Raw genomic sequence first — 18,452 nt, 5'->3', positions numbered from 1 at the left:
CGCTTCATCCGATCGTTGGCAAAAAAGGCAAAGAGGGATCAGCCGCCGGCCATGCCGGCCGGCGTCTGACGCTTATCTGATCCTGAAAGGCCGTCAGGCCTTGTAGAACTGCTCCGGCATGGTGGGAGCAGGCGTCGGCCAGCCAAAGGAATTCGGCATGGTCCGCGTGATGTTTTTCATGTTGTTCTTGACGACACCGTAGCCGTCGGGCGGCAACGAAATGCCGAAGACATAGAAGCTGTCGGCGGCACCCTGCAGGATCTGCTTCATGACCTCCTGCTGGGCGGCCGGGTCCGATGTCGCCTTCAGCTTGTCGTAGAGCTCGAGCTGCTTCTTCGTTTCTTCCGGCGGCTCTTCCGCATTCTCGTTGTTGCGGTCGAGATACCAGAGCTGCCAGGCCGGGGCATACATCGCGTTCGAATCCGTCGGCACATAGTAGCGTGGGTCGAGCATGGCAGCGATGCCGCCGTTCGCACCGAACTGGTGCGCCGTAGCATCGAAATCACGGCCCTGTCGGACGCGGGTTTCCCAAAGCGACCGGTCCATCGTGCGCATCTGCGCATCGATCCCGACCGTCTGGAACATCGGGATGACCAGCTGGAACAGATCGAGAAAGACTGCACGTGCCTGGTCGATCTCGAAGATCACCGTCACTCGCCGCCCCTCGTCGTCGAGGCGGAAGTTCTGGTCGTCACGCTTCGGTATGATCTGGTCGAGCATGGCATTCGCCTTTTCGACATCATAGGTCGTGAACTGCGTGGCGAGCTGCTCGTTGTAGAGCGGATCTTCCGGCTTGATGGAAGGTTGGGCCGGGGCTCCCTGGCCGACGAGCACGGCATCGATCAGCGCCTGGCGATCGAGCGCCGTCGAGAGAGCCGCACGGAAATCCTTGTTCCGGAAAAGCTTACGCTTGGTCTGGTCGTTGTGGTTCAGGTTGAAGATGAAGTTCATCACGTTGGCCTCTGTCGAGGTCAGCGTGTAGAAATCGTAGCCGCCTTGCTGGCGCGCATCATAGAGCACCGACTTGTTGTTCGGCGTGGCGATATACTGGTCCATCAGGTCGATCTCGCCCTGCATGGCTTTGAGCAGCAACACCTGCGGATCGGAGACCATCTGGTAGACGATCCGGTCCATGTAGGGCAACTGGTTGCCCTCGGTATCGACCTTCCAGTAAAAGGGATTGCGTTCGGCTAGTACGCGTTCGGTATTCTCGCCGGGCGCGACCGTGAACATCCAGGCGTTGAGACAGGGCTTCTTCGAGGAATTGAGGAAGAAGGCATTGTCGTCCTGGAAACCAGAGGCAGATTGGAAGGCAGCAATCCAGCTTTCGAAGCCGCGTTGCTTGGCCAGTTCGTCGGCCTTCGGATTGTAGTCGATGTGGAACTGTTCGAGGTAGTGTTTCGGGCAACGCGTCGTATGGTCGTTATTGGCCCAGGCTACCTGCAACGGGAACATACCGTTAGGTTTCGCGAAGATTACCTTGAAGGTCTGCTCGTCGACGACTTCGAGTTTCGCCGGGTTACCGGCCGTCTTCCAGTGACCCTGGCTGGTGACCGCGACGCGTTTGTCTGTAAGAACGGTATCGTACCAGAATTTCACGTCGGCCGTCGTATAGGGCTGGCCGTCCGACCACTTCATGCCCGTGCGCAGGCGGATCGTATAGACGGTGGAATCGGCGTTGCCGTCAAAAGCCTCGGCGACATTGAGCGTCACGCCGGACCAATCCGGGGTGTAGCGGAGCAGCGGCTCGTAAGCCTGATAGCGGAACAGCATCGATAGCGATCCGCCGCCGACCAGCGCCATATTCCAGTCCCCGCCGTACTTTCCGACGCTTTCGACTGGTTTGATGACGAGGGGGTTTGCGGGCAACCGGTTCTTGAGTGCAGGCAGCGCGCCGCTCGAAACCTTTTCCTTCAGTACATCCGCCTCTTTGTAATCGGCGGCAAATGCCGGCAATGCCGGTAAAATCAGAACGGCCGAGGTCCCGGCCAGAAACGCACGACGTTTCAGCTTGATCATGGATATCTCCTCCAAAGATCCGCGCCCTTTTGTTATTGTTCTGCTCCCGGGCTTGGATGAGGAAAGATTACACTTGGATACTGTTAGGTAAAGCGTTATGTTTCGTTATTGTGTGAATTTGCATTCTTGCCTGGAGCAGTGTAGCGAAGCAGCGATCGAAAGATAACGCAGAGGTGCGATGTGGGAACTAGGGGACGGGTGACGTTGCAGACGATCGCGCGGGAGGTGGGTCTCTCGAAATACGCCGTCTCGCGTTCGCTTGCCGGCAAGAGTGGGGTCAGTGAGGAGACGCGCGAACGCATTCGTGAAATGGCCGAGCGTCTCGGCTATATCAAGCCTGCCGCCCAGTCGGGTTCCAATGACATCGCCGTGGCCTTCCACGATCTCGACCCGGTCAACAGCGAACTCTACATGCAGATCCAGAACGGCGTACAAGGCGAGGCGCACAGGCTGGGCATGGGGTTGCGCGTGCATTGGACCCATAGCGCCCGACAGCTGGAAGATCTGGCGCGGGCTTGCGCCGGGCTGCTGCTCGTCGGCCCACATGACCGCGAGGCCATCGCCGCCGCCACCGCCACCGGCATTCCGATCGTGCGGTTCGGCTGGGTGGATCCTTTGGAACAGGCCGACCAGGTGTCGGGCACCGACCACGAGGCGGGCCAGGCTGTCATCCAGTATCTGGTCGAACTCGGTCACCGCTCCATCGCCTATGTCTATGGTGTGCCCGGATACCGCGGCCGCCGCGAGCGCTTCTATGGCGCCCGCGAGATCGCCGAGGCGCATCCCGATGTCACGCTGCACGTCATGCAATTCGACGAGCAGGGCGGTTTCGGCGACGCCTATCGGGCGCTCAAGGAAAAGGGCGTGAAGCCGACCGCCTTCTTCTGCGCGCACGACGGTCTTGCCCTGACGGTTGTTTCCGAATTGCTGGGTCAGGGCTATCGCATCCCCGACGACGTCTCGGTCGTCGGCTTCGGCGATTTTTCCCCCGCCACCCAGATTTCGCCGTCGCTGACCACCGTGCGCATGGAAGGCCAGGAATGCGGCGCTGTCGGCCTGCGCCTCCTGCTCGAGCGCATTGAGCGGCCGCGACTGCCAAGCGATCCTGCTCGCCGCATAAACGTTGCTTCCAGGATTATCGAGCGCCGTTCCTCCGGCCCTTGCAGGGGCAGAGTGCGGGTCGCCGACATCGATAATCCCGCCGACAAGGGCGTCGGTCAGGCTGTTGGCGGCGGATAGGGCTCGTCGGGCAATGCGCGCGCGGAGATGCTATCCTGCGGCTTAAACACCGCGGACGGCGACACGGTTTGCAGAAGTACCGCCACCGCCAAGAGGTGATCTGCGGCACGGAAATTGCAAGTCTCCCTCATTATTGAGTATGAGAAGAGGCATTCGTCGCGAAATGGCACAGATTCATGAGTTTAAGCCCGTAGGGTTGGCACGCAAAGGACGAAGCCGTTATCTCGTCATTAATTCTACGTTCGACGCGGCACGTGCTCTCCTGCACGACTGGCCGTTCGATGACGGTGAGGCATACTTCGATGCGGTGAAAGCATGCCTCGATACGATCACCGCTGGACTTCCGGCGGTTGAAGCGCGCAAAGCGTTTGTGCTGGCGGCCCTCGAAGCGGGTCTTGTCATCATGGAGACCGCCCCAGATCTCGATAGCTAGCCGGTAAGCGGGTTTCGGGAAGCTCGTAGATCGCGATGATCGGTGTTCTGAACTCTGGCATGGGAACATGGAGAACCGTCATGCCAGCAAAGTCCAAAGCCCAGCAACAGGCCGCAGGTGCCGCGTTGTCGGCCAAGCGCGGTAAAGCGCCGAGATCGAAACTCAAGGGCGCTTCCAAGCAAATGGTCGAATCCATGAGCGAAAAGGAGCTCGAGGATTTCGCTTCGACAGAGCGAAAAGGCAAGCCCCGGTACGTGTCTCATTGATGCGAGCCAACCGATATGCATGGCCTGACACCGCCGGCCATACATTCGTATTAAGTGGTCCCCGCGATCGATCCGACAAGCTCAAGGGGCGTCGTGCACTGTCGGTCAGCTGCCCTCCTTCGGCAACGTGCTGACGCCCAATGTATTCAACCGGCGCCACTTGACGGCACAGTGAAACATCCGTCCATCCGAAAGTAACAATTCGAATTCAGATGGGACGGCCAAAGCGCCATCGAGCGAGAGACGTGCACCGCCGGTAGACAGGTCTTTCACCGTGCAATCAAAAACGCTGGCGCCGCCGTTAAGGAGTATCTTACCCCCGATAAAAGTCCGCCTGCGCGGAGTTTGCCTTGCTTCCATTTCAGTCCAACTGGCAGCGGATGGATGCGCCAGTTCCTCTATTGATGCACGTCTCGCCGAAGCACTCACTCCATAGGACGAATGACCAAGCGATTTCAATGCACTGATGTTGTCGACCAAAAGGAAGGTGGTCCCTGATGATCGGGCTACGTCGAAGTTCGCAAAGCAATATCTGGGACCTCGCTTCACGGCCGCCATCCAGTCACACCGTACTTATCGTCGGAAGGTGCGAAATGACTTCGTGTCGCTCTCCATTGGAAAAAATCTCGATCCGTTCTTTCCAAAACGCACGTGCTTCGTCTGCTCAAGCGCGAGCGTCGGCACTGGAGGTGGCGGGTTTGCCATTGCACTTTCCCTTTCGGTTCACTGTGTTTGTAAACGACATGGCAGAAGGGTTGTTCCCGTCTGCGTTCGACGACTGTGAGCGCCGAACATGAACGACAGGGGGGAACGCGCGCAGCGCCGTTGCGGTCTGCGCTGCGGCGAGGCGCATAACATCGGTTGAATCAAGCGGGACGAAATCATTCTGGAAAAAGGCCCGCCTTGGGGATGGGTGAGAGGCGGGCCTTCAACAGGAGCGCCCCGATTGGCCTCGAGGCCGCGTGAGTGTAGGCAATCGCGCACCGATGGCACGATCTCCTTTCGAGCAACGACCTACCTCATTTGGTGCCTGAAGCCGCGCATGCCCTAACCGATTTACGGTTCCCTGAGCATGATCAGAAAGTGGCTTTCATCCACGCGGGTCACGAGATCGCCGTCATGGGTCAAATGATGGGCGTTTCTCGCAGGGTCGTCGCCGCGAAGCTGCCTCTCATCTGCCTGAATTTGCTCCAGTGCGGCGTAGAGCCTGCTCGCACGTCCCTTGCGATGATCGAAGCGCTTTGGTTCCAAGGGCTGCACCATCAAATCAACTCTCCGTGATCGGATGATTTTCGCCGCCCGCCCGCCAACTTCAAGACCTCCAATATGAGTAACGTTCACGAAGCAGATCGCTCATCTCGGACTGGCTTGTGATCCGGTCGCAACGCCTTTGCGGCACGGCCCGGATCACCGTTGCAGGTCAGTTCACGCGCCCTTGTCCATGACGCGGCCGTTTGCATCGCTTCGCGCAAGCCGACACAAAAGCATGCGTGGTTGCAAGGCAAATCCAGGCAATCAGCCGGTCTTCGACTGGGATGCCCGGCGTTCCTCGCGAGCGGCCTGCAATCGCTCTGTCTTCTTCCTCCGGGCCAACGTTTCCGCATTGATCATTTTCGCCGCGGTCCGGTCGGTTTCCTCAAAGCGCTGTTGGCGTTGAGCGGTGCTGGATCGTTCCGGTTTCCGTGTCATTTGGACCTCATGTGAATAGCTGCGGCATTGGGCTCCACCTGCCTGCAGGATAATCGGACGAGGATGGAATCGCATTTAACTAAATTAACCGGCCGTCCTTCTCTAACGTTGACCGCGTTTTACCCTGGCGCACGAACCGCCTTCGGATGCATCGGAACGCGGCGGAAAGACGCTATCCCAAAGTGCCTGCAAGCCGTTCCGGCCATCTTTCACGTTGAGAAGCCTCGGCGATGAAATCGATAAACACCCGGGTTTTCGCCGGTAGCAAAGCTCGGTTCGTGTAGTAAATCGAAATTGGACCGGCGTCCGCGTACCACGCGGGTAGCAGCCGGATAAGCTCGCCGTTTTCGAGATACAGCAGGGCATCGGGCTTGGCGATCATTGCTACGCCGAGCCCGAGAATTGCTGCGCGTCGCATAGCGGCCGGGTCGTTCACGACGATCCTTTCCGTCAACAGCGCCGGCTGCTCTTCGCCTGAGACGCTTTGCATCTGCCATTGTCGAATTCGACCGGTGCGCATCGAGCGCATAACGATCCCGTCCAGTTCGACCAGTCCCGATGGATCGTTAGGCGGAACACGGTCCTGCATGTACTCCGGAGAGGCAACCGCAATGATGTGAGCCGGTGCGAGTGTCTTTGAGATGATGCCCGGCGTCAGGTCGAGGCCGCCACCGATTGCAGCGTCGTATCCCTCGGCGATCAGGTCCACCTGCCGGTTCTCGAACATCCATTCCGGTCTGATTCGCGGGTATTTTCGCATGAATTCGGGAAGCGTCGGGAGGATGTACTCAACTCCGAACGTGGGGCTCATGCTCAACCTCAACACACCTGCGGGTTCGCTCTGCGCGTTGGATGCCTCGGCAATCGCTCCCTGAAGACTCTCCAGTTGATCACGAATGGAATGAAGAAAGCGCTCGCCGGCCTCCGTAAGCGCAAGACTGCGGGTACTTCGCTGGAAGAGTCGAAGCTTGAGGTTCGATTCGAGGGTGGCGACGTTCCTGCTGACCGCCGCTGGCGTCATTCCAAGCCTGCGGGCGGCCGACGAGAAGCTGCCGAGCTCCGCACTACGAACGAACGATTCCAGATTTGTCAGTGTTTCCACGGCACGGTCTTTTCAAGAATTGTTTGAAATTAATAACAGGAATTTCTGTCTAATAATAGCGGAATAGAAAGACGATATTCACTCCACCGAAACCAAACATGGAGTTATCGCAATGACTGACACTTCCTTGAAACTCTTCGGAAAGACCGCTCTCGTCACCGGCGGTTCGCGTTCGATAGGTGCGGCAATCGCAAAGCGCCTCGCCGCCGATGGTGCGGCGCTTGCCATAACCTACAGCGCGTCTGCCGGAAAGGCCGCCGCAGTCGTGAAGGAAATCGAAGACGCCGGGGGTCGTGCCATCGCCATCCATGCCGACTCCGGTAACCCAGACTCTGTCCGGGCCGCGATCGCCAAGACCGAAGAGACATTCGGTTCCCTCGACATTCTCGTCAACAATGCCGGCATCGCGCTCGGCGGTCCGATCGAGGAAATCAAGTTCGAAGACTATGAGCGTATGATCGCCGTCAACGTGACAGGTGTCTTCGTCGGAACACAGGAAGCCGCGCGTCGCATGAAACCAGGCGGCCGCATCATCCATATCGGCTCCTCCATGGTCCGCTATGCGGCGTTTCCGACGGCCTCGCTCTATACGCTGACGAAGGGCGCGGTGGCCGGCTTCAATCGTAGCCTGGTGCGAGATCTCGGCCCGAAGGGCATCACGGTAAACACCGTGCATCCCGGTCCGACCGATACCGACATGAACCCCGACGGTGGCCCGGTTTCGAAAATCGTCGGTCCCGGCATGGCGATAGGCCGCTACGGCAAGGACTACGAGATCGCCAGCGTCGTGGCCTATCTCGCCAGCCCGGAAGCCGCCTTCGTCACGGGCGCCGACATCGTTGCCGATGGCGGCTTCACCGCCTGACCATCAATCGAACCCGGAGGGACCAATGTCCATCGGAATCATCAGAGGCGGCGAGATCGGCTCGGCCTTCGCCCGCGCGCTTGCTCGCAACGGTATCTCAGCAACGATCTCCAACAGCCGGAGTCCCGACACGCTTCAGGACTTCGCCCGCGAACTCACACCCTACATTACGGCAGGGACGGTCAGGGAAGCAGCGCGTGCCGATCTCGTTCTGGTCGCTGTGCCGTGGTCGAAACTGGCCCAGGCGTTGGCGATGCTTCCCGATTGGGCTGGCCGCATCGTGATCGACGCCAACAACCCGATCGAGCGTCCGCTCTTCAAACCGGTCGAACTTCACGGCCGCCTGTCGACGGAAATTTTCGCGGGGATGGTACGAGGCGCCCGTGTCGTGAAGGCGTTCAATCATCTTCCTCCGCATCTGATCTCCGGCGATCCGCGTGCCGAGGGTGGAAGCCGCGTCCTCTTCTAATCGGGAGACGATGCGCGGTCGAAGGCCGAAGTGGGCGCGCTGATCGTCAAACTCGGCTTTTGCGGCGTCGATCTTGGCCCGATCTCGATAGGTGGGAAACTTGTCCAGTTTCCAGGTGGCCCTCTACCCGCACTCAACCTGGTAAAATTCGGGTGAAAAACACGGCCGGAAGCTTGGCTTCCGGCCGTATTGTCTCCAAGGCATTTTAAATGCACCTGCCGTTCGGCAGGCCGGACTTTCAAATTCCCTTCACGATCCATATCTAGGTATGGCCCTGAAGTGGATATGATCATGACCAAACCCTGGACAACAAACCGCGGACCTGTGACGGCAAACGAAGCAGATCTCGCTAAGGCGCAGGCGATCAATGCAATGCTGCAGCGCGCGATCGAGATTCTGCCGGCAAAAGTCGGTGATCCGATCAAACCGTTCGCGCTCGGCCTCTGGAATGAGATCCGCCCTCTCCTGAATCCCGATACCGGCGTCACGGCCCTTCGGCGTGCGACTGGCGCCTACCTGCATTCGAAGCGATACCACTTCGCGATCGCCCAACCCGGCGCCATGCGCTATGACCTGCAAGGCAATCCGGCCGAACCGGTGTCCGAGGTCGACAGGCTGGCGGCACAAGAGCGATACCAAAGTTTGAAGCGCACCAGCGCATCGCCTGCAGAAAGCGTATCGCACTCCGCGCCTGTGCTCAGCAGGACAGAGCAAATACGAGCTGCGTTGCTAACGCGACGCAAGGGAAGCGACGCCTCTCCGCAGTGATCCCGGATGACAACCGCGTCCTGCCCATTAGCACGGGCGGCAATTCCGCCTGAGTGCCAGCCACGCTTCAGTTGGCGCTTGGGAAATGTTCAACGTGCAGCTCGGCCGTGCGGCCGAAATAGACGACCCGACGACCGGGGAGAGAGACCAGATAACCTGCGCAGCCGGCGGCCATGACGCTTTCGCAGAAGATTCTGTAGGTAATCTCCGACCGTTGCGCCTGGCGGACTGCCGTTTCGACGCCCGTGGCATCGAATGTGGCGGCGACGGGAAATTCGACCGGCGCGGACGCCATCTCGATGCTGGTCCCATCCGGCAGGTAGTAGATCTTGTTGGATCGACGCAGATCGGCAAAGTAGCCTTCAACACCGGCTTCGGCTAACTTTGCAATCACCTGCGGAAAGTTCAGACGGTTCTCCTCGGAGCCTTTGCTGCATTCTTCGACGATCGATTTCACGTGATTGTGCATCGCGGTCATCCCTTTTATCTGGAGGTCAGCTTGTCGGTATCGCCTTCAAGTCTCGTCGCTTGACGACGTCTTCCAGTATCCGCTGGATCAACTGGCGCTCGCCAAGTGACAGATGACCGAAGAATTCGGAGTCGTTTTTGTCGGCGAGCGATGCAAGCTCGGGCACGAGGGCGCGTCCCCCCTGCGTCAAGGAAAGCGTCTGCGCTCGGGCGTCGTCGGGATTGGCCCGTCTCTCCACCAGCCTCTTGTCGATCAGCCGATCGGCAAGCTTGCTGATGGCGCCGCGCGTCATCCCCAGTCGCTCAGCGACATGGCTCGGCGACGCCGGCTTTATATCGTACAACCCCCGCAACAGCACCCATTCGGCAACCGTCACACCGCGCTCCTCGAGCTTGCGTGCGAACTCATGCGAGACGTGGTTCGAGACATACCGCAGCCAATAGCCAAGATGCGAGGTCAGGTCGGATACGGGGACCATCGACTTTCCCTTATTGTTGACTAGGAAACTACATCGAGATGATTTCCCAGTCACCGATGAGGGCATTGCCGAAACGGCAACCATTTGACAACTCAGGCGGGGCCGATGGAGATGAGATAGCATAGCGCCTTGCCACTGAGAGTGACGTCGGAGCCAACCGCGCCTTCAACGAGAAGCGTGTCACCCGAGTTGAGAAATTCGGATTCCTGCTGCCATTCCACGGAGACAGAGCCTCTGTGGCACAACACAAGCCATATGAGGGTACCGATGCCAGCCTTGAAGCGGTCGTTCACCTCGGCACGTTCGACGTCGTGCCGCAGACCGGCACGCCGCGTCATCACGTTGAGGTCGGTGATCGGTCCGGAGGCGAGCGTTGCGGACACTGCAACGTCTGCCGGGAAGGCGAGGGGATGGTTTTCCTGCGTAAGCAGCACCGGCGGGCGACCCGCGATCGCAAGCGACATGCCGTCGCCCTTGATGATCGACAGCGTCCGGTCGATGCCGGGAAAGATCGAAAACGGCCCATCGGTCGCCACCGTTGCCATACTGATGCGCCAGTCGAATTCCGAGAGCGCAGCGCCCTCCGGTGAAATCGCAATCTCGACCGTCTCGCCGCCGCCGTTCTTCCAGGGCATGCGGCGGTAGGTGCTGGCTCTCAAAACGGTGGCGCGCGGCATCGAGCTTCCAATCTTGCGAACGCATGAAGCGAATGATCTAGCGGACCCCGTCAGTTCCCCAGGATTCCCGGCAGCCGCAGACCCTTTTCCCCGGCGCAATCAATCGCGATGTCGTAGCCGGCATCTGCATGACGCATGACGCCGGTGGCCGGGTCATTCCACAGCACGCGCTCCAGACGGCGGTCGGCTTCTTCCGAGCCGTCGGCGCAGATGACCATGCCGGAGTGTTGCGAGAAGCCCATGCCGACGCCGCCGCCGTGATGGAGCGATACCCAGGTGGCGCCGGATGCTGTGTTGAGCAGGGCGTTCAACAGTGGCCAGTCGGAGACGGCATCGGATCCGTCCTTCATCGCTTCCGTCTCGCGGTTCGGCGAGGCGACGGAGCCGCTGTCGAGATGGTCGCGACCGATGACGATGGGGGCTGAGAGTTCACCGTTGCGGACCATTTCGTTGAAGGCGAGGCCGAGCTTGTGGCGGTCGCCGAGACCGACCCAGCAGATGCGCGCCGGCAGGCCCTGGAAGGCAATGCGCTCGCGGGCCATGTCGAGCCAGTTGTGCAGGTGTTTGTTGTCGGGCAGCAGTTCCTTCACCTTGGCGTCGGTCTTGTAGATATCCTCCGGATCGCCGGACAGCGCTGCCCAGCGGAACGGGCCGATGCCGCGGCAAAACAGCGGGCGGATATAGGCCGGCACGAAGCCCGGGAAGGCGAAGGCGTTTTCCAGGCCCTCGTCCTTGGCGACCTGGCGGATATTGTTGCCGTAGTCGAGCGTTGGCACACCAGCATCCCAGAAAGCGACCATGGCTTCGACATGTTGCTTCATCGAGGCGCGCGCGGCGGCCTCGACAGCCTTCGGATCGCTTTCGCGCTTGGCCTTGTGTTCGGCGACGGTCCAGCCGATCGGCAGATAGCCGTTGAGCGGGTCGTGGGCCGAGGTCTGGTCGGTGACGATATCGGGACGCGGGCCGCCGGCATTCATGCGGCGCACGAGCTCCGGGAAGATTTCGGCGGCGTTGCCAAGCAGGCCGACGGACTTGGCTTCGCCCGCCTTGGTCCACTTGTCGATCAGGGCGAGCGCTTCATCGAGCGTCTTCGCCTTGGCGTCGACATAGCGGGTGCGCAGGCGGAAATCGATGCGGGTCTCGTCGCTCTCGACCGCGAGGCAGCAGGCGCCGGCCATGACAGCCGCCAGCGGCTGGGCGCCACCCATGCCGCCGAGGCCACCTGTGAGGATCCACTTGCCCTTGAGGTTGCCGCCGTAATGCTGGCGGCCGGCCTCGACGAAGGTTTCGTAGGTACCCTGTACGATGCCCTGCGTGCCGATATAGATCCACGAGCCGGCCGTCATCTGGCCGTACATGGCAAGGCCCTTCTTATCGAGCTCGTTGAAGTGGTCCCAGGTCGCCCAGTGCGGCACGAGGTTGGAATTGGCGATCAAAACGCGCGGCGCGTCCTTGTGGGTGCGAAACACGCCGACCGGCTTGCCGGACTGAACCAGCAGTGTCTCTTCCTCTGTCAGGGTCTTCAGGGTCGCAACAATCTGGTCGAAATCGGCCCAGGTGCGGGCGGCACGGCCGATGCCGCCGTAAACTACCAGTTCATGTGGGTTCTCGGCCACATCGGGATCGAGATTGTTCATCAGCATGCGCAGCGGCGCTTCGGTCATCCAGCTCTTGGCGGTGAGCTCGTTGCCCCTTGGGCTGCGAATTTCGCGAATGTTGTGGCGTGGATTGCTGGTCATTGTGGTTCCCCTGATCTGGGTTTGAAGGCTTATCGTTTCAGGTTCATCTTTTCAGGCTTGGTGCGATCTCGGCGAGGCGCGCCAGAATGTCTTTCAAGTGAACGCGCAGGCGGTCGGCCTTGGCCCGGTCGTAGGTAAAGGGTGGCGCCTCGGTCGTAAGATGGGTGGATTGCGCCAGTTCCATCTGGATCGCGTGCACGCCGCTTTCCGGCCTGCCGTAATGGCGCGTGGTCCAGCCGCCCTTGAAGCGGCCGTTGAGGATGCTGTCGTAGCCCTCGGCAGACGACGTCACTGTAGCGACAGCCTGTTCGATGGTGCTGTCGCAGGTCCTGCCCAGGTTGGTGCCGATGTTGAAATCCGGCAGCTTGCCGTCAAACAGAAATGGGATGTGCGAGCGGATCGAATGACAATCGTAGAGGATCGCTACGCCATGGACCGCCCTGACTCTCTCGATTTCGGCGGCGAGGGCAGCGTGATAAGGTGCGTGAAAATCCCGCAGCCGTTCCGCGAGGTCCTCCGGCGTCGGCGCCTTGCCATTCTTCCAGATCGGCTTGCCGTCGAAGTCGGTATCCGGAACGAGGCCGGTGGTGTTCTGGCCGGGATAGAGGCTGACGCCCTCAGGGTCGCGGTTGGCGTCGATGACGTAGCGGTGGAATGTGGCGCGCACGGTGGTCACGCCGTCGAGCAGGCCGTCATAGAGCTGGTGGATGTGCCAGTCGGTGTCGGCGAGCAGCCGGCCGTTGTCATTCAGGCGGTTCCAGATCTCCGGCGGCACCTCGGTTCCGGTGTGGGGAAGGCCGAGGATGACGGGCGACGTGCCCTGGCGGATTTCGTGGGGGGTGCTCATCGGGGAAACCATTCCCAGCAAGGGGTTGGGGAAGGGGCCAGGCCCAAGAGTTCTGAAGCCATTGCCATCAACCTTCCAGAATTGGCAGAATGCCTCTCGACACCGACGCGTTGAGCGCCCCGGTCGCCACCAGTTCGCTCGCCGCCTTCAGGTCGTTCGCCATGTAGCGGTCGACCTCCAGCGTCGCGACTGAGCTGCGGATCGTGGCAATCGCCTTCTGCAGTTCCGGGCTGGTGGCAAGCGGGGCGCGGAACTCGACGCCCTGGGCGGCGGTCAGCGCCTCGATGCCGATGATGGCGAAGAGGTTGTCGGTCATCTGCAGCAGTCGGCGGGCGCCGTGGCAGGCCATGGAGACATGGTCTTCCTGGTTGGCCGAAGTCGGCGTTGAGTCGACCGAGGCCGGGTGCGACATCTGCTTGTTTTCGGACATCAGTGCGGCGGAGGTGACTTCGGCGATCATCAGGCCGGAGTTGAGGCCGGGCTTCTTGGCGAGGAACGCCGGCAGGCCGTAGGACAAGGCAGGGTCAACCAGCAGCGCGATGCGGCGCTGGGCGATGGCGCCGATCTCGCAGACGGCAATGGCGATCTGGTCGGCGGCGAAAGCGACCGGCTCGGCGTGGAAATTGCCGCCGGAGACGACGGAATTGTCGGAGAGCACCAGCGGGTTGTCGGTGACGGCGTTGGCTTCGATTTCGAGCGTGCGGGCGACCGACCGCAGCAGGTCGAGACAGGCGCCGTCCACTTGCGGCTGGCAGCGGATGCAATAGGGATCCTGCACGCGCTCGTCGCCCTCGATATGGCTCTGACGGATGATGGAATTGTCGAGCAGGGCCCGAAGCGCTGCGGCAGTGTCGATCTGGCCCTTGTGGCCGCGCAGCGTGTGAATGTCGGGATGGAAGGGCGCCGAGGAGCCCATGGCCGCATCCGTCGACATCGCGCCGGTGATCAGCGCCGCCTGGGCTGCCCGGTGGGCGCGGAAGAGACCGGCGAGGGCAAGGGCGGTGGAGGTCTGCGTGCCATTGATCAGTGCCAGGCCCTCCTTGGCGGCGAGCACGACGGGCTTCAAGCCAGCCTTTGCAAGGGCGTCCGCGCCGGACAGCCGTTCGCCGGCGAAGAAGGCTTCGGCTTCGCCCATCATCACGGCGGCCATGTGGGCGAGCGGTGCGAGGTCGCCGGAAGCGCCGACGGAACCCTTTTCCGGAATGACCGGGATGACGCCGTTTTCGAGCATGCCCTCGATCAGCCGCACCAGCTCCAGCCGCACGCCGGAGGCGCCGCGGCCGAGCGAGACGAGCTTCAAGGCCATGATCAGCCGGACAATGTTTTCCGGCAGCGGCGCGCCGACGCCGCAGCAATGCGACAGGATGAGGTTGCGCTGGAGCGTCGCCACGTCGGCGCTGTCGATCTTGATCGAGGCGAGTTTGCCGAAGCCGGTATTGATGCCGTAGACAGGGGCGTTGCCGGCGGCGATTTCGGCGATGCGGGCGGAGGCCTTGGCGATGCCGGCGTCGAAAGAGGCGTCGAGCTTCGCCGGTACGCCGGTCCAGTAGATGGTTTCCAGGTCCTTCAGCGATACGGAGCCTGGATGAAGGGTAATGGTCAACGGTCGATCCTTTCGCCCTTGAAGACATGTGCATGAAGCGGGTTGAAGCCGATGCGGTAGACGAGTTCCGCCAGGCTCTCGACGTCCCAGATGGCGAAGTCGGCGGACTTGCCGGCTTCCAGCGTGCCGGTTTCACTGAGCAGGCCGAGGGCACGGGCGCCTTCGCGGGTGGCGCCTGATATGCATTCCTCGACGGTGAGGCCGAAGAGCGTCGCCGACATGTTCATCGTCAGCAGCAGCGAGGTCAGCGGCGAGGTGCCGGGATTGCAGTCGGTGGCGATGGCGATATGGGTGCCCGCCTCGCGCAGCACCTTGACCGGCGGCTTCCGCTTCTCATTGATGGCGTAGAAGGCGCCGGGCAGAAGCACGGCGACGGTGCCGGAATCGGCCATGGCGACGGCGCCCTCGATATCCAGATATTCCAGATGGTCGGCCGACAGCGCCCGGTGGGAGGCGGCGAGCTTCGCGCCACCGAGATTGGAGAGCTGCTCGGCATGCAGCTTCACCGGCAGACCGAGAGCCTTCGCCTTGTCGAAGACGCGAGCGATCTCGGCGGTCGAAAAGGCGATGCCTTCGCAGAAGCCGTCGACGGCATCGACGAGGCCTTCGGCATGCGCCTGCTCGAGGCCGGGCAGCACGACGTCAGTGATGTAGTCGCCGTTGCGGCCCTTGTATTCGACCGGTGTCGCATGGGCGCCGAGATAGGAGGTGACGACGCGGACCGGGCGGACTTGGCCAAGCTTACGGGCGGCGCGCAGCATCTTGAGCTCGGCCTCGATGTTTAGGCCGTATCCCGACTTGATCTCGATCGTCGTCAGGCCTTCGGCGAGCAGCGTGTCGAGGCGGGGAAGGGCGGCGTCGACAAGACCCTCGACGGACAGCGCATTGGTCGCCTTCACCGAGGAGACGATGCCGCCGCCGGAACGGGCGATTTCTTCGTAGGTCGCGCCTTCGAGGCGCATTTCGAATTCGCGGGCGCGGTTGCCGCCATGGACGATGTGGGTGTGGCAATCGACGAGGCCGGGCGTGAGCCAGCGGCCTTCGAGATCGGTGATCTCGCCGCGCTCGATCGCCTGGACGGGCAGCTCGCTTTCGGGACCGGCAAAGGCGATGCGGCCGTTCTCGACAACGACGGCGCCCTTTTCGACGATGCCGAGGCCCTGCTTCCGTGGGTCGAGCGTTGCCAGGCGCGCATTGCGCCAGAGGTGAGGACGTGCCTCTGTGGATGCACTATCGCTAGGAAAACTGTTCCCGTTCATCAGCTTTGCGCCTTTCCTTATGCTGGTATATGTATATACATAATAAACTGGTGACAAGTAGAAATTTGTGCGCCTTCGTGAGAGAAGGATGCGCGGCGCCAAAGAGGAGAAAGAGCGATCATGGCACAAACGGCAGTGACCACACTTCACGCAGGCGCGGCCCTCCTGCCGCATGGATGGCAGACGGGCGTGCGCCTGACGCTCATCGACGGCCGTATCTCCAGGATCGAAACGGACGTTGCGGCAGGCGGCACCGACGAGCGTTATCATACGCTGGTTCCGGCTATGGGGAACCTTCACAGCCATGCTTTCCAGCGCGCCATGGCCGGACTTGCCGAGGTGAGGGGACCGGCCAATGACAGCTTCTGGAGCTGGCGCACCGTCATGTACCGGTTCGCCCTGTCGATGACGCCGGAGCATGTCGAGGCGGTGGCCGCCCAGCTCTACATGGAGATGCTGGAAGCCGGCTTTTCCCGCGTCGGTGAGTTCCACTACCTGCATCATGACAAGGATGGCCAGACCTATGGGAACATCGCCGAGCTTGCCGAACGCATCGGCGCGGCGAGCGCCGAGGCGGGCATCGGGCTGACGTTGCTGCCGGTTTTCTACGCCCACTCCGGCTTCGGCGGCGCCGCCCCGATCGACGGCCAGCGGCGCTTCATCAATTCCCTCGACAGTTTTGCCAGGCTGATGGAAGGCTGCCGCGCCATTGCCGGCAGGCTCGACGGCGCCGAGCTCGGGCTTGCACCGCACAGTCTGCGGGCGGCGACGCCCGAGGAACTGGCGGAGCTCGTGCCGATGGCTAGTGACGGGCCGATCCACATCCATGTCGCCGAGCAGGTCAGGGAAGTCGAGGACTGCATCGCCTGGTCCGGCGCGCGTCCGGTCGAATGGCTGCTGGCAAACGCGCCGGTCGATGGCCGTTGGTGCCTGATCCATGCGACGCATATGACCGACGACGAGACCCGCGGCATGGCAGCGCGCGGCGCGATCGCCGGGCTCTGCCCGATCACCGAGGCCAATCTCGGCGACGGCACCTTTCCGGCGCCGCTGTTTCTCGAAGCGGGCGGGCGATATGGCGTCGGTTCGGATTCCAACGTGCTGATCTCGCTGCCGGGCGAGTTGCGGCAGCTCGAATATTCCGAGCGGCTGGCGCTGAAGGCGCGCAACGTCGTCGCCGCACCCGGCGGCTCGACGGCGCGCAGCCTCTTCGACCACGCGATTACCGGGGGCGGCGCGGCGCTGAAGGCGGCGGGCGGATTGGCTGTCGGCAATCGCGCCGACATCGTGTCGCTCGATGCGAGTGCCGTGCCCTACCTTTCCGGCGATCGGTTGCTCGACCACTGGGTTTTCGCCGGCGGGGTGGGCGTCGACAGCGTCTGGGCGCTTGGCCGCAAGCAGGTCAAGGGCGGGCGGCACGTCGGCCGGGACGAGATCAACGGTCGCTTCCTGAAGGCAATGGGCGAACTGCTGGCGGCCTGATGGGCTTTCCTCGGGCGAGGGTTGCCACTAGAGGGGGGAAAAGGAACCGGAGCGTGACAATGAGCCAAGGCAAGGACGCAACCTTGCACCAGCGTATCCTCGGCGATATCGAAGGCCGCATCGTCTCGGGCGAGTGGCCGCCCGGATACCGCATCCCGTTCGAGAGCGACCTGACAAGGCAATACGACTGCTCGCGGATGACCGTCAACAAGGTGATGACCCAGCTTGCCAAAGCGGGCCTTATCGAGCGACGCCGCAAATCCGGCAGCTTCGTCACCCAGCCACAGGCGCAATCCGCCGTTCTCGAAATCCATGACATCAAGACCGAGGTGCAATCGCTCAACCTTGCCTACTCCTTCGCGGTCATCAGGCGTGTCCAGCGCAAGGCCAAGGCCGAGGATATCCGCAGGCTCGACGTCGAACCGGGCTCCTCGGTGCTGGAGGTGATCTGCGTCCATCACGCGGCCGGGCGTCCGTTTTGCCTGGAAGAGCGTCTGATCAGCCTGGCGACCGTACCCGAAGCTGGTAACGCCGATTTCTCCGACATCGCGCCTGGCGCCTGGCTCATCAACCAGATCCCGTGGAGCACCGCCGAGCATCGCATCCATGCCGTCTCGGCCGGTACCGGGGAGGCGGCCGCACTTGATATCGCCCGTAACACCGCCTGCCTCATCGTCGAGCGCCGGACCTGGAGCAATGTCGGTCCGGTCACGCATGTGCGCTTCACCTATCCAGGTGACCGGCATGCGCTGGTGGCACGCTTCACGCCCGCATCCGTCTAGACGCAGCTTCGCGGTTACGCGGTTTTCACCCGTGGTGTGACCATGCTGGCTTGCTCGGACGGGGCACTGGAAATTGCCGCGTGAGAGTAGAGTAAATATGGCGCTTCCCAGCGTCCCGTTCGGCGGTTTATGCCCGCAACTCCGGTCCCTCTGGCTCCCCTCCCGACCTTCGTCGGGAGAAGCCTGCGCTTCCCCCTGGAGGGGCCTTGTGTGCCACACAGGCACGTCCGGAGCTCAACTCGACGAGGCATTCTCGCCACACCGCC

Annotated in this window: 19 protein-coding genes and 1 pseudogene; 8 read left to right on the top strand and 12 right to left on the bottom strand. The window is 61.7% G+C overall.

What is annotated here, in order from left to right; all coding sequences use genetic code 11:
• Positions 1-93: 93 nt before the first annotated feature.
• Positions 94-2,019 (bottom strand): ABC transporter substrate-binding protein, encoded by a 1,926-nt coding sequence (locus ASC90_RS23460; protein WP_056545862.1) that lies wholly within the window; start codon positions 2,017-2,019, stop codon positions 94-96.
• Positions 2,020-2,199: 180 nt separating this feature from the next.
• Here ASC90_RS23460 and ASC90_RS23455 point away from each other — a divergent pair, with 180 nt between their 5' ends.
• The 3 genes from ASC90_RS23455 (at position 2,200) to ASC90_RS23445 (ending at position 3,957) form a co-directional block, all read left to right on the top strand.
• Positions 2,200-3,258 (top strand): LacI family DNA-binding transcriptional regulator, encoded by a 1,059-nt coding sequence (locus ASC90_RS23455; RefSeq protein ID WP_056545860.1) that lies wholly within the window; start codon positions 2,200-2,202, stop codon positions 3,256-3,258.
• Positions 3,259-3,421: 163 nt separating this feature from the next.
• Positions 3,422-3,691 carry a DUF982 domain-containing protein gene (locus ASC90_RS23450; RefSeq protein ID WP_056545858.1) on the top strand — a complete coding sequence of 90 codons (270 nt, stop codon included), beginning with the start codon at positions 3,422-3,424 and terminating at the stop codon, positions 3,689-3,691.
• Between the two features lie 80 nt (positions 3,692-3,771).
• The gene (locus ASC90_RS23445) at positions 3,772-3,957 is read left to right on the top strand and encodes a DUF3008 family protein (RefSeq protein WP_056545856.1); all 186 of its coding nucleotides are present in this window, start codon (positions 3,772-3,774) and stop codon (positions 3,955-3,957) included.
• Between the two features lie 105 nt (positions 3,958-4,062).
• Here ASC90_RS23445 and ASC90_RS23440 read toward each other — a convergent pair whose 3' ends face one another.
• The 4 genes from ASC90_RS23440 to ASC90_RS23425 all read right to left on the bottom strand — a co-directional run bounded on the left by ASC90_RS23440 (position 4,063) and on the right by ASC90_RS23425 (position 6,748).
• Positions 4,063-4,437: a PilZ domain-containing protein gene (locus ASC90_RS23440; protein WP_244480439.1), complete on the bottom strand. Its 375-nt coding sequence runs from the start codon at positions 4,435-4,437 to the stop codon at positions 4,063-4,065.
• A gap of 576 nt (positions 4,438-5,013) precedes the next feature.
• Positions 5,014-5,220 (bottom strand): hypothetical protein, encoded by a 207-nt coding sequence (locus ASC90_RS23435; RefSeq protein WP_056545852.1) that lies wholly within the window; start codon positions 5,218-5,220, stop codon positions 5,014-5,016.
• A gap of 252 nt (positions 5,221-5,472) precedes the next feature.
• On the bottom strand, positions 5,473-5,646 hold the full coding sequence (locus tag ASC90_RS29495; protein ID WP_200950941.1) for a hypothetical protein: 174 nt from the start codon (positions 5,644-5,646) through the stop codon (positions 5,473-5,475).
• A gap of 172 nt (positions 5,647-5,818) precedes the next feature.
• Positions 5,819-6,748 carry a LysR family transcriptional regulator gene (locus ASC90_RS23425; protein WP_056545848.1) on the bottom strand — a complete coding sequence of 310 codons (930 nt, stop codon included), beginning with the start codon at positions 6,746-6,748 and terminating at the stop codon, positions 5,819-5,821.
• A 112-nt stretch (positions 6,749-6,860) separates the two neighbouring features.
• Between ASC90_RS23425 and ASC90_RS23420 the strand changes: the two genes are divergently transcribed.
• The 3 genes and pseudogenes from ASC90_RS23420 to ASC90_RS23410 all read left to right on the top strand — a co-directional run bounded on the left by ASC90_RS23420 (position 6,861) and on the right by ASC90_RS23410 (position 8,850).
• The gene (locus tag ASC90_RS23420) at positions 6,861-7,613 is read left to right on the top strand and encodes a 3-oxoacyl-ACP reductase family protein (RefSeq protein ID WP_056545846.1); all 753 of its coding nucleotides are present in this window, start codon (positions 6,861-6,863) and stop codon (positions 7,611-7,613) included.
• 25 nt (positions 7,614-7,638) lie between these two features.
• A pseudogene (locus ASC90_RS23415) lies at positions 7,639-8,238 on the top strand (NAD(P)-binding domain-containing protein).
• A gap of 135 nt (positions 8,239-8,373) precedes the next feature.
• Positions 8,374-8,850: a ProQ/FINO family protein gene (locus ASC90_RS23410; RefSeq protein WP_056546371.1), complete on the top strand. Its 477-nt coding sequence runs from the start codon at positions 8,374-8,376 to the stop codon at positions 8,848-8,850.
• A 67-nt stretch (positions 8,851-8,917) separates the two neighbouring features.
• Here the strand turns inward: ASC90_RS23410 and ASC90_RS23405 are convergent, their stop codons facing one another.
• From ASC90_RS23405 to hutI, 7 genes are all read right to left on the bottom strand, one after another.
• Positions 8,918-9,319 carry a DUF1398 family protein gene (locus tag ASC90_RS23405; RefSeq protein ID WP_056546366.1) on the bottom strand — a complete coding sequence of 134 codons (402 nt, stop codon included), beginning with the start codon at positions 9,317-9,319 and terminating at the stop codon, positions 8,918-8,920.
• A 25-nt stretch (positions 9,320-9,344) separates the two neighbouring features.
• On the bottom strand, positions 9,345-9,797 hold the full coding sequence (locus tag ASC90_RS23400; protein ID WP_056545844.1) for a MarR family transcriptional regulator: 453 nt from the start codon (positions 9,795-9,797) through the stop codon (positions 9,345-9,347).
• 92 nt (positions 9,798-9,889) lie between these two features.
• Positions 9,890-10,474, bottom strand: coding sequence for a HutD family protein (locus ASC90_RS23395; protein WP_056545842.1), 585 nt, complete (start codon positions 10,472-10,474; stop codon positions 9,890-9,892).
• A 50-nt stretch (positions 10,475-10,524) separates the two neighbouring features.
• Positions 10,525-12,213: a urocanate hydratase gene (gene hutU / locus ASC90_RS23390; RefSeq protein ID WP_056545840.1), complete on the bottom strand. Its 1,689-nt coding sequence runs from the start codon at positions 12,211-12,213 to the stop codon at positions 10,525-10,527.
• A gap of 43 nt (positions 12,214-12,256) precedes the next feature.
• The gene (hutG, locus tag ASC90_RS23385) at positions 12,257-13,060 is read right to left on the bottom strand and encodes an N-formylglutamate deformylase (protein WP_056545837.1); all 804 of its coding nucleotides are present in this window, start codon (positions 13,058-13,060) and stop codon (positions 12,257-12,259) included.
• A 67-nt stretch (positions 13,061-13,127) separates the two neighbouring features.
• Complete coding sequence (hutH, locus tag ASC90_RS23380; RefSeq protein ID WP_056545835.1) at positions 13,128-14,663, bottom strand: histidine ammonia-lyase; 1,536 nt, start codon at positions 14,661-14,663, stop codon at positions 13,128-13,130.
• The gene (gene hutI / locus ASC90_RS23375; RefSeq protein ID WP_056545833.1) at positions 14,660-15,922 is read right to left on the bottom strand and encodes an imidazolonepropionase; all 1,263 of its coding nucleotides are present in this window, start codon (positions 15,920-15,922) and stop codon (positions 14,660-14,662) included. The genes hutH and hutI overlap by 4 nt, the downstream gene beginning before the upstream one ends.
• Before the next feature lie 135 nt (positions 15,923-16,057).
• On the opposite strand from hutI, the gene ASC90_RS23370 reads away from it, so the two are divergent.
• Positions 16,058-17,404 carry a formimidoylglutamate deiminase gene (locus tag ASC90_RS23370; RefSeq protein WP_200950944.1) on the top strand — a complete coding sequence of 449 codons (1,347 nt, stop codon included), beginning with the start codon at positions 16,058-16,060 and terminating at the stop codon, positions 17,402-17,404.
• 59 nt (positions 17,405-17,463) lie between these two features.
• On the top strand, positions 17,464-18,186 hold the full coding sequence (hutC, locus tag ASC90_RS23365; RefSeq protein ID WP_056545829.1) for a histidine utilization repressor: 723 nt from the start codon (positions 17,464-17,466) through the stop codon (positions 18,184-18,186).
• The last annotated feature ends 266 nt before the right edge of the window (positions 18,187-18,452 follow it).

Origin of the sequence: Rhizobium sp. Root1220, from assembly GCF_001426265.1 — a bacterium.
In the GTDB taxonomy this organism is placed as follows: domain Bacteria; phylum Pseudomonadota; class Alphaproteobacteria; order Rhizobiales; family Rhizobiaceae; genus Rhizobium.
This window is presented reverse-complemented; position numbering and strand designations above follow the sequence as displayed.

What these genes read in the sequence shown, in the direction of transcription:
- ASC90_RS23460 (WP_056545862.1), bottom strand. Translation starts at nt 2,019, where the DNA reads ATGATCAAGCTGAAACGTCGTGCGTTTCTGGCCGGGACCTCGGCCGTT.
- ASC90_RS23450 (WP_056545858.1), top strand. Translation starts at nt 3,422, where the DNA reads ATGGCACAGATTCATGAGTTTAAGCCCGTAGGGTTGGCACGCAAAGGA.
- ASC90_RS23445 (WP_056545856.1), top strand. Translation starts at nt 3,772, where the DNA reads ATGCCAGCAAAGTCCAAAGCCCAGCAACAGGCCGCAGGTGCCGCGTTG.
- ASC90_RS23435 (WP_056545852.1), bottom strand. Translation starts at nt 5,220, where the DNA reads ATGGTGCAGCCCTTGGAACCAAAGCGCTTCGATCATCGCAAGGGACGT.
- ASC90_RS29495 (WP_200950941.1), bottom strand. Translation starts at nt 5,646, where the DNA reads ATGACACGGAAACCGGAACGATCCAGCACCGCTCAACGCCAACAGCGC.
- ASC90_RS23420 (WP_056545846.1), top strand. Translation starts at nt 6,861, where the DNA reads ATGACTGACACTTCCTTGAAACTCTTCGGAAAGACCGCTCTCGTCACC.
- ASC90_RS23410 (WP_056546371.1), top strand. Translation starts at nt 8,374, where the DNA reads ATGACCAAACCCTGGACAACAAACCGCGGACCTGTGACGGCAAACGAA.
- ASC90_RS23405 (WP_056546366.1), bottom strand. Translation starts at nt 9,319, where the DNA reads ATGCACAATCACGTGAAATCGATCGTCGAAGAATGCAGCAAAGGCTCC.
- ASC90_RS23400 (WP_056545844.1), bottom strand. Translation starts at nt 9,797, where the DNA reads ATGGTCCCCGTATCCGACCTGACCTCGCATCTTGGCTATTGGCTGCGG.
- ASC90_RS23395 (WP_056545842.1), bottom strand. Translation starts at nt 10,474, where the DNA reads ATGCCGCGCGCCACCGTTTTGAGAGCCAGCACCTACCGCCGCATGCCC.
- hutU (WP_056545840.1), bottom strand. Translation starts at nt 12,213, where the DNA reads ATGACCAGCAATCCACGCCACAACATTCGCGAAATTCGCAGCCCAAGG.
- hutG (WP_056545837.1), bottom strand. Translation starts at nt 13,060, where the DNA reads ATGAGCACCCCCCACGAAATCCGCCAGGGCACGTCGCCCGTCATCCTC.
- hutI (WP_056545833.1), bottom strand. Translation starts at nt 15,922, where the DNA reads ATGAACGGGAACAGTTTTCCTAGCGATAGTGCATCCACAGAGGCACGT.
- hutC (WP_056545829.1), top strand. Translation starts at nt 17,464, where the DNA reads ATGAGCCAAGGCAAGGACGCAACCTTGCACCAGCGTATCCTCGGCGAT.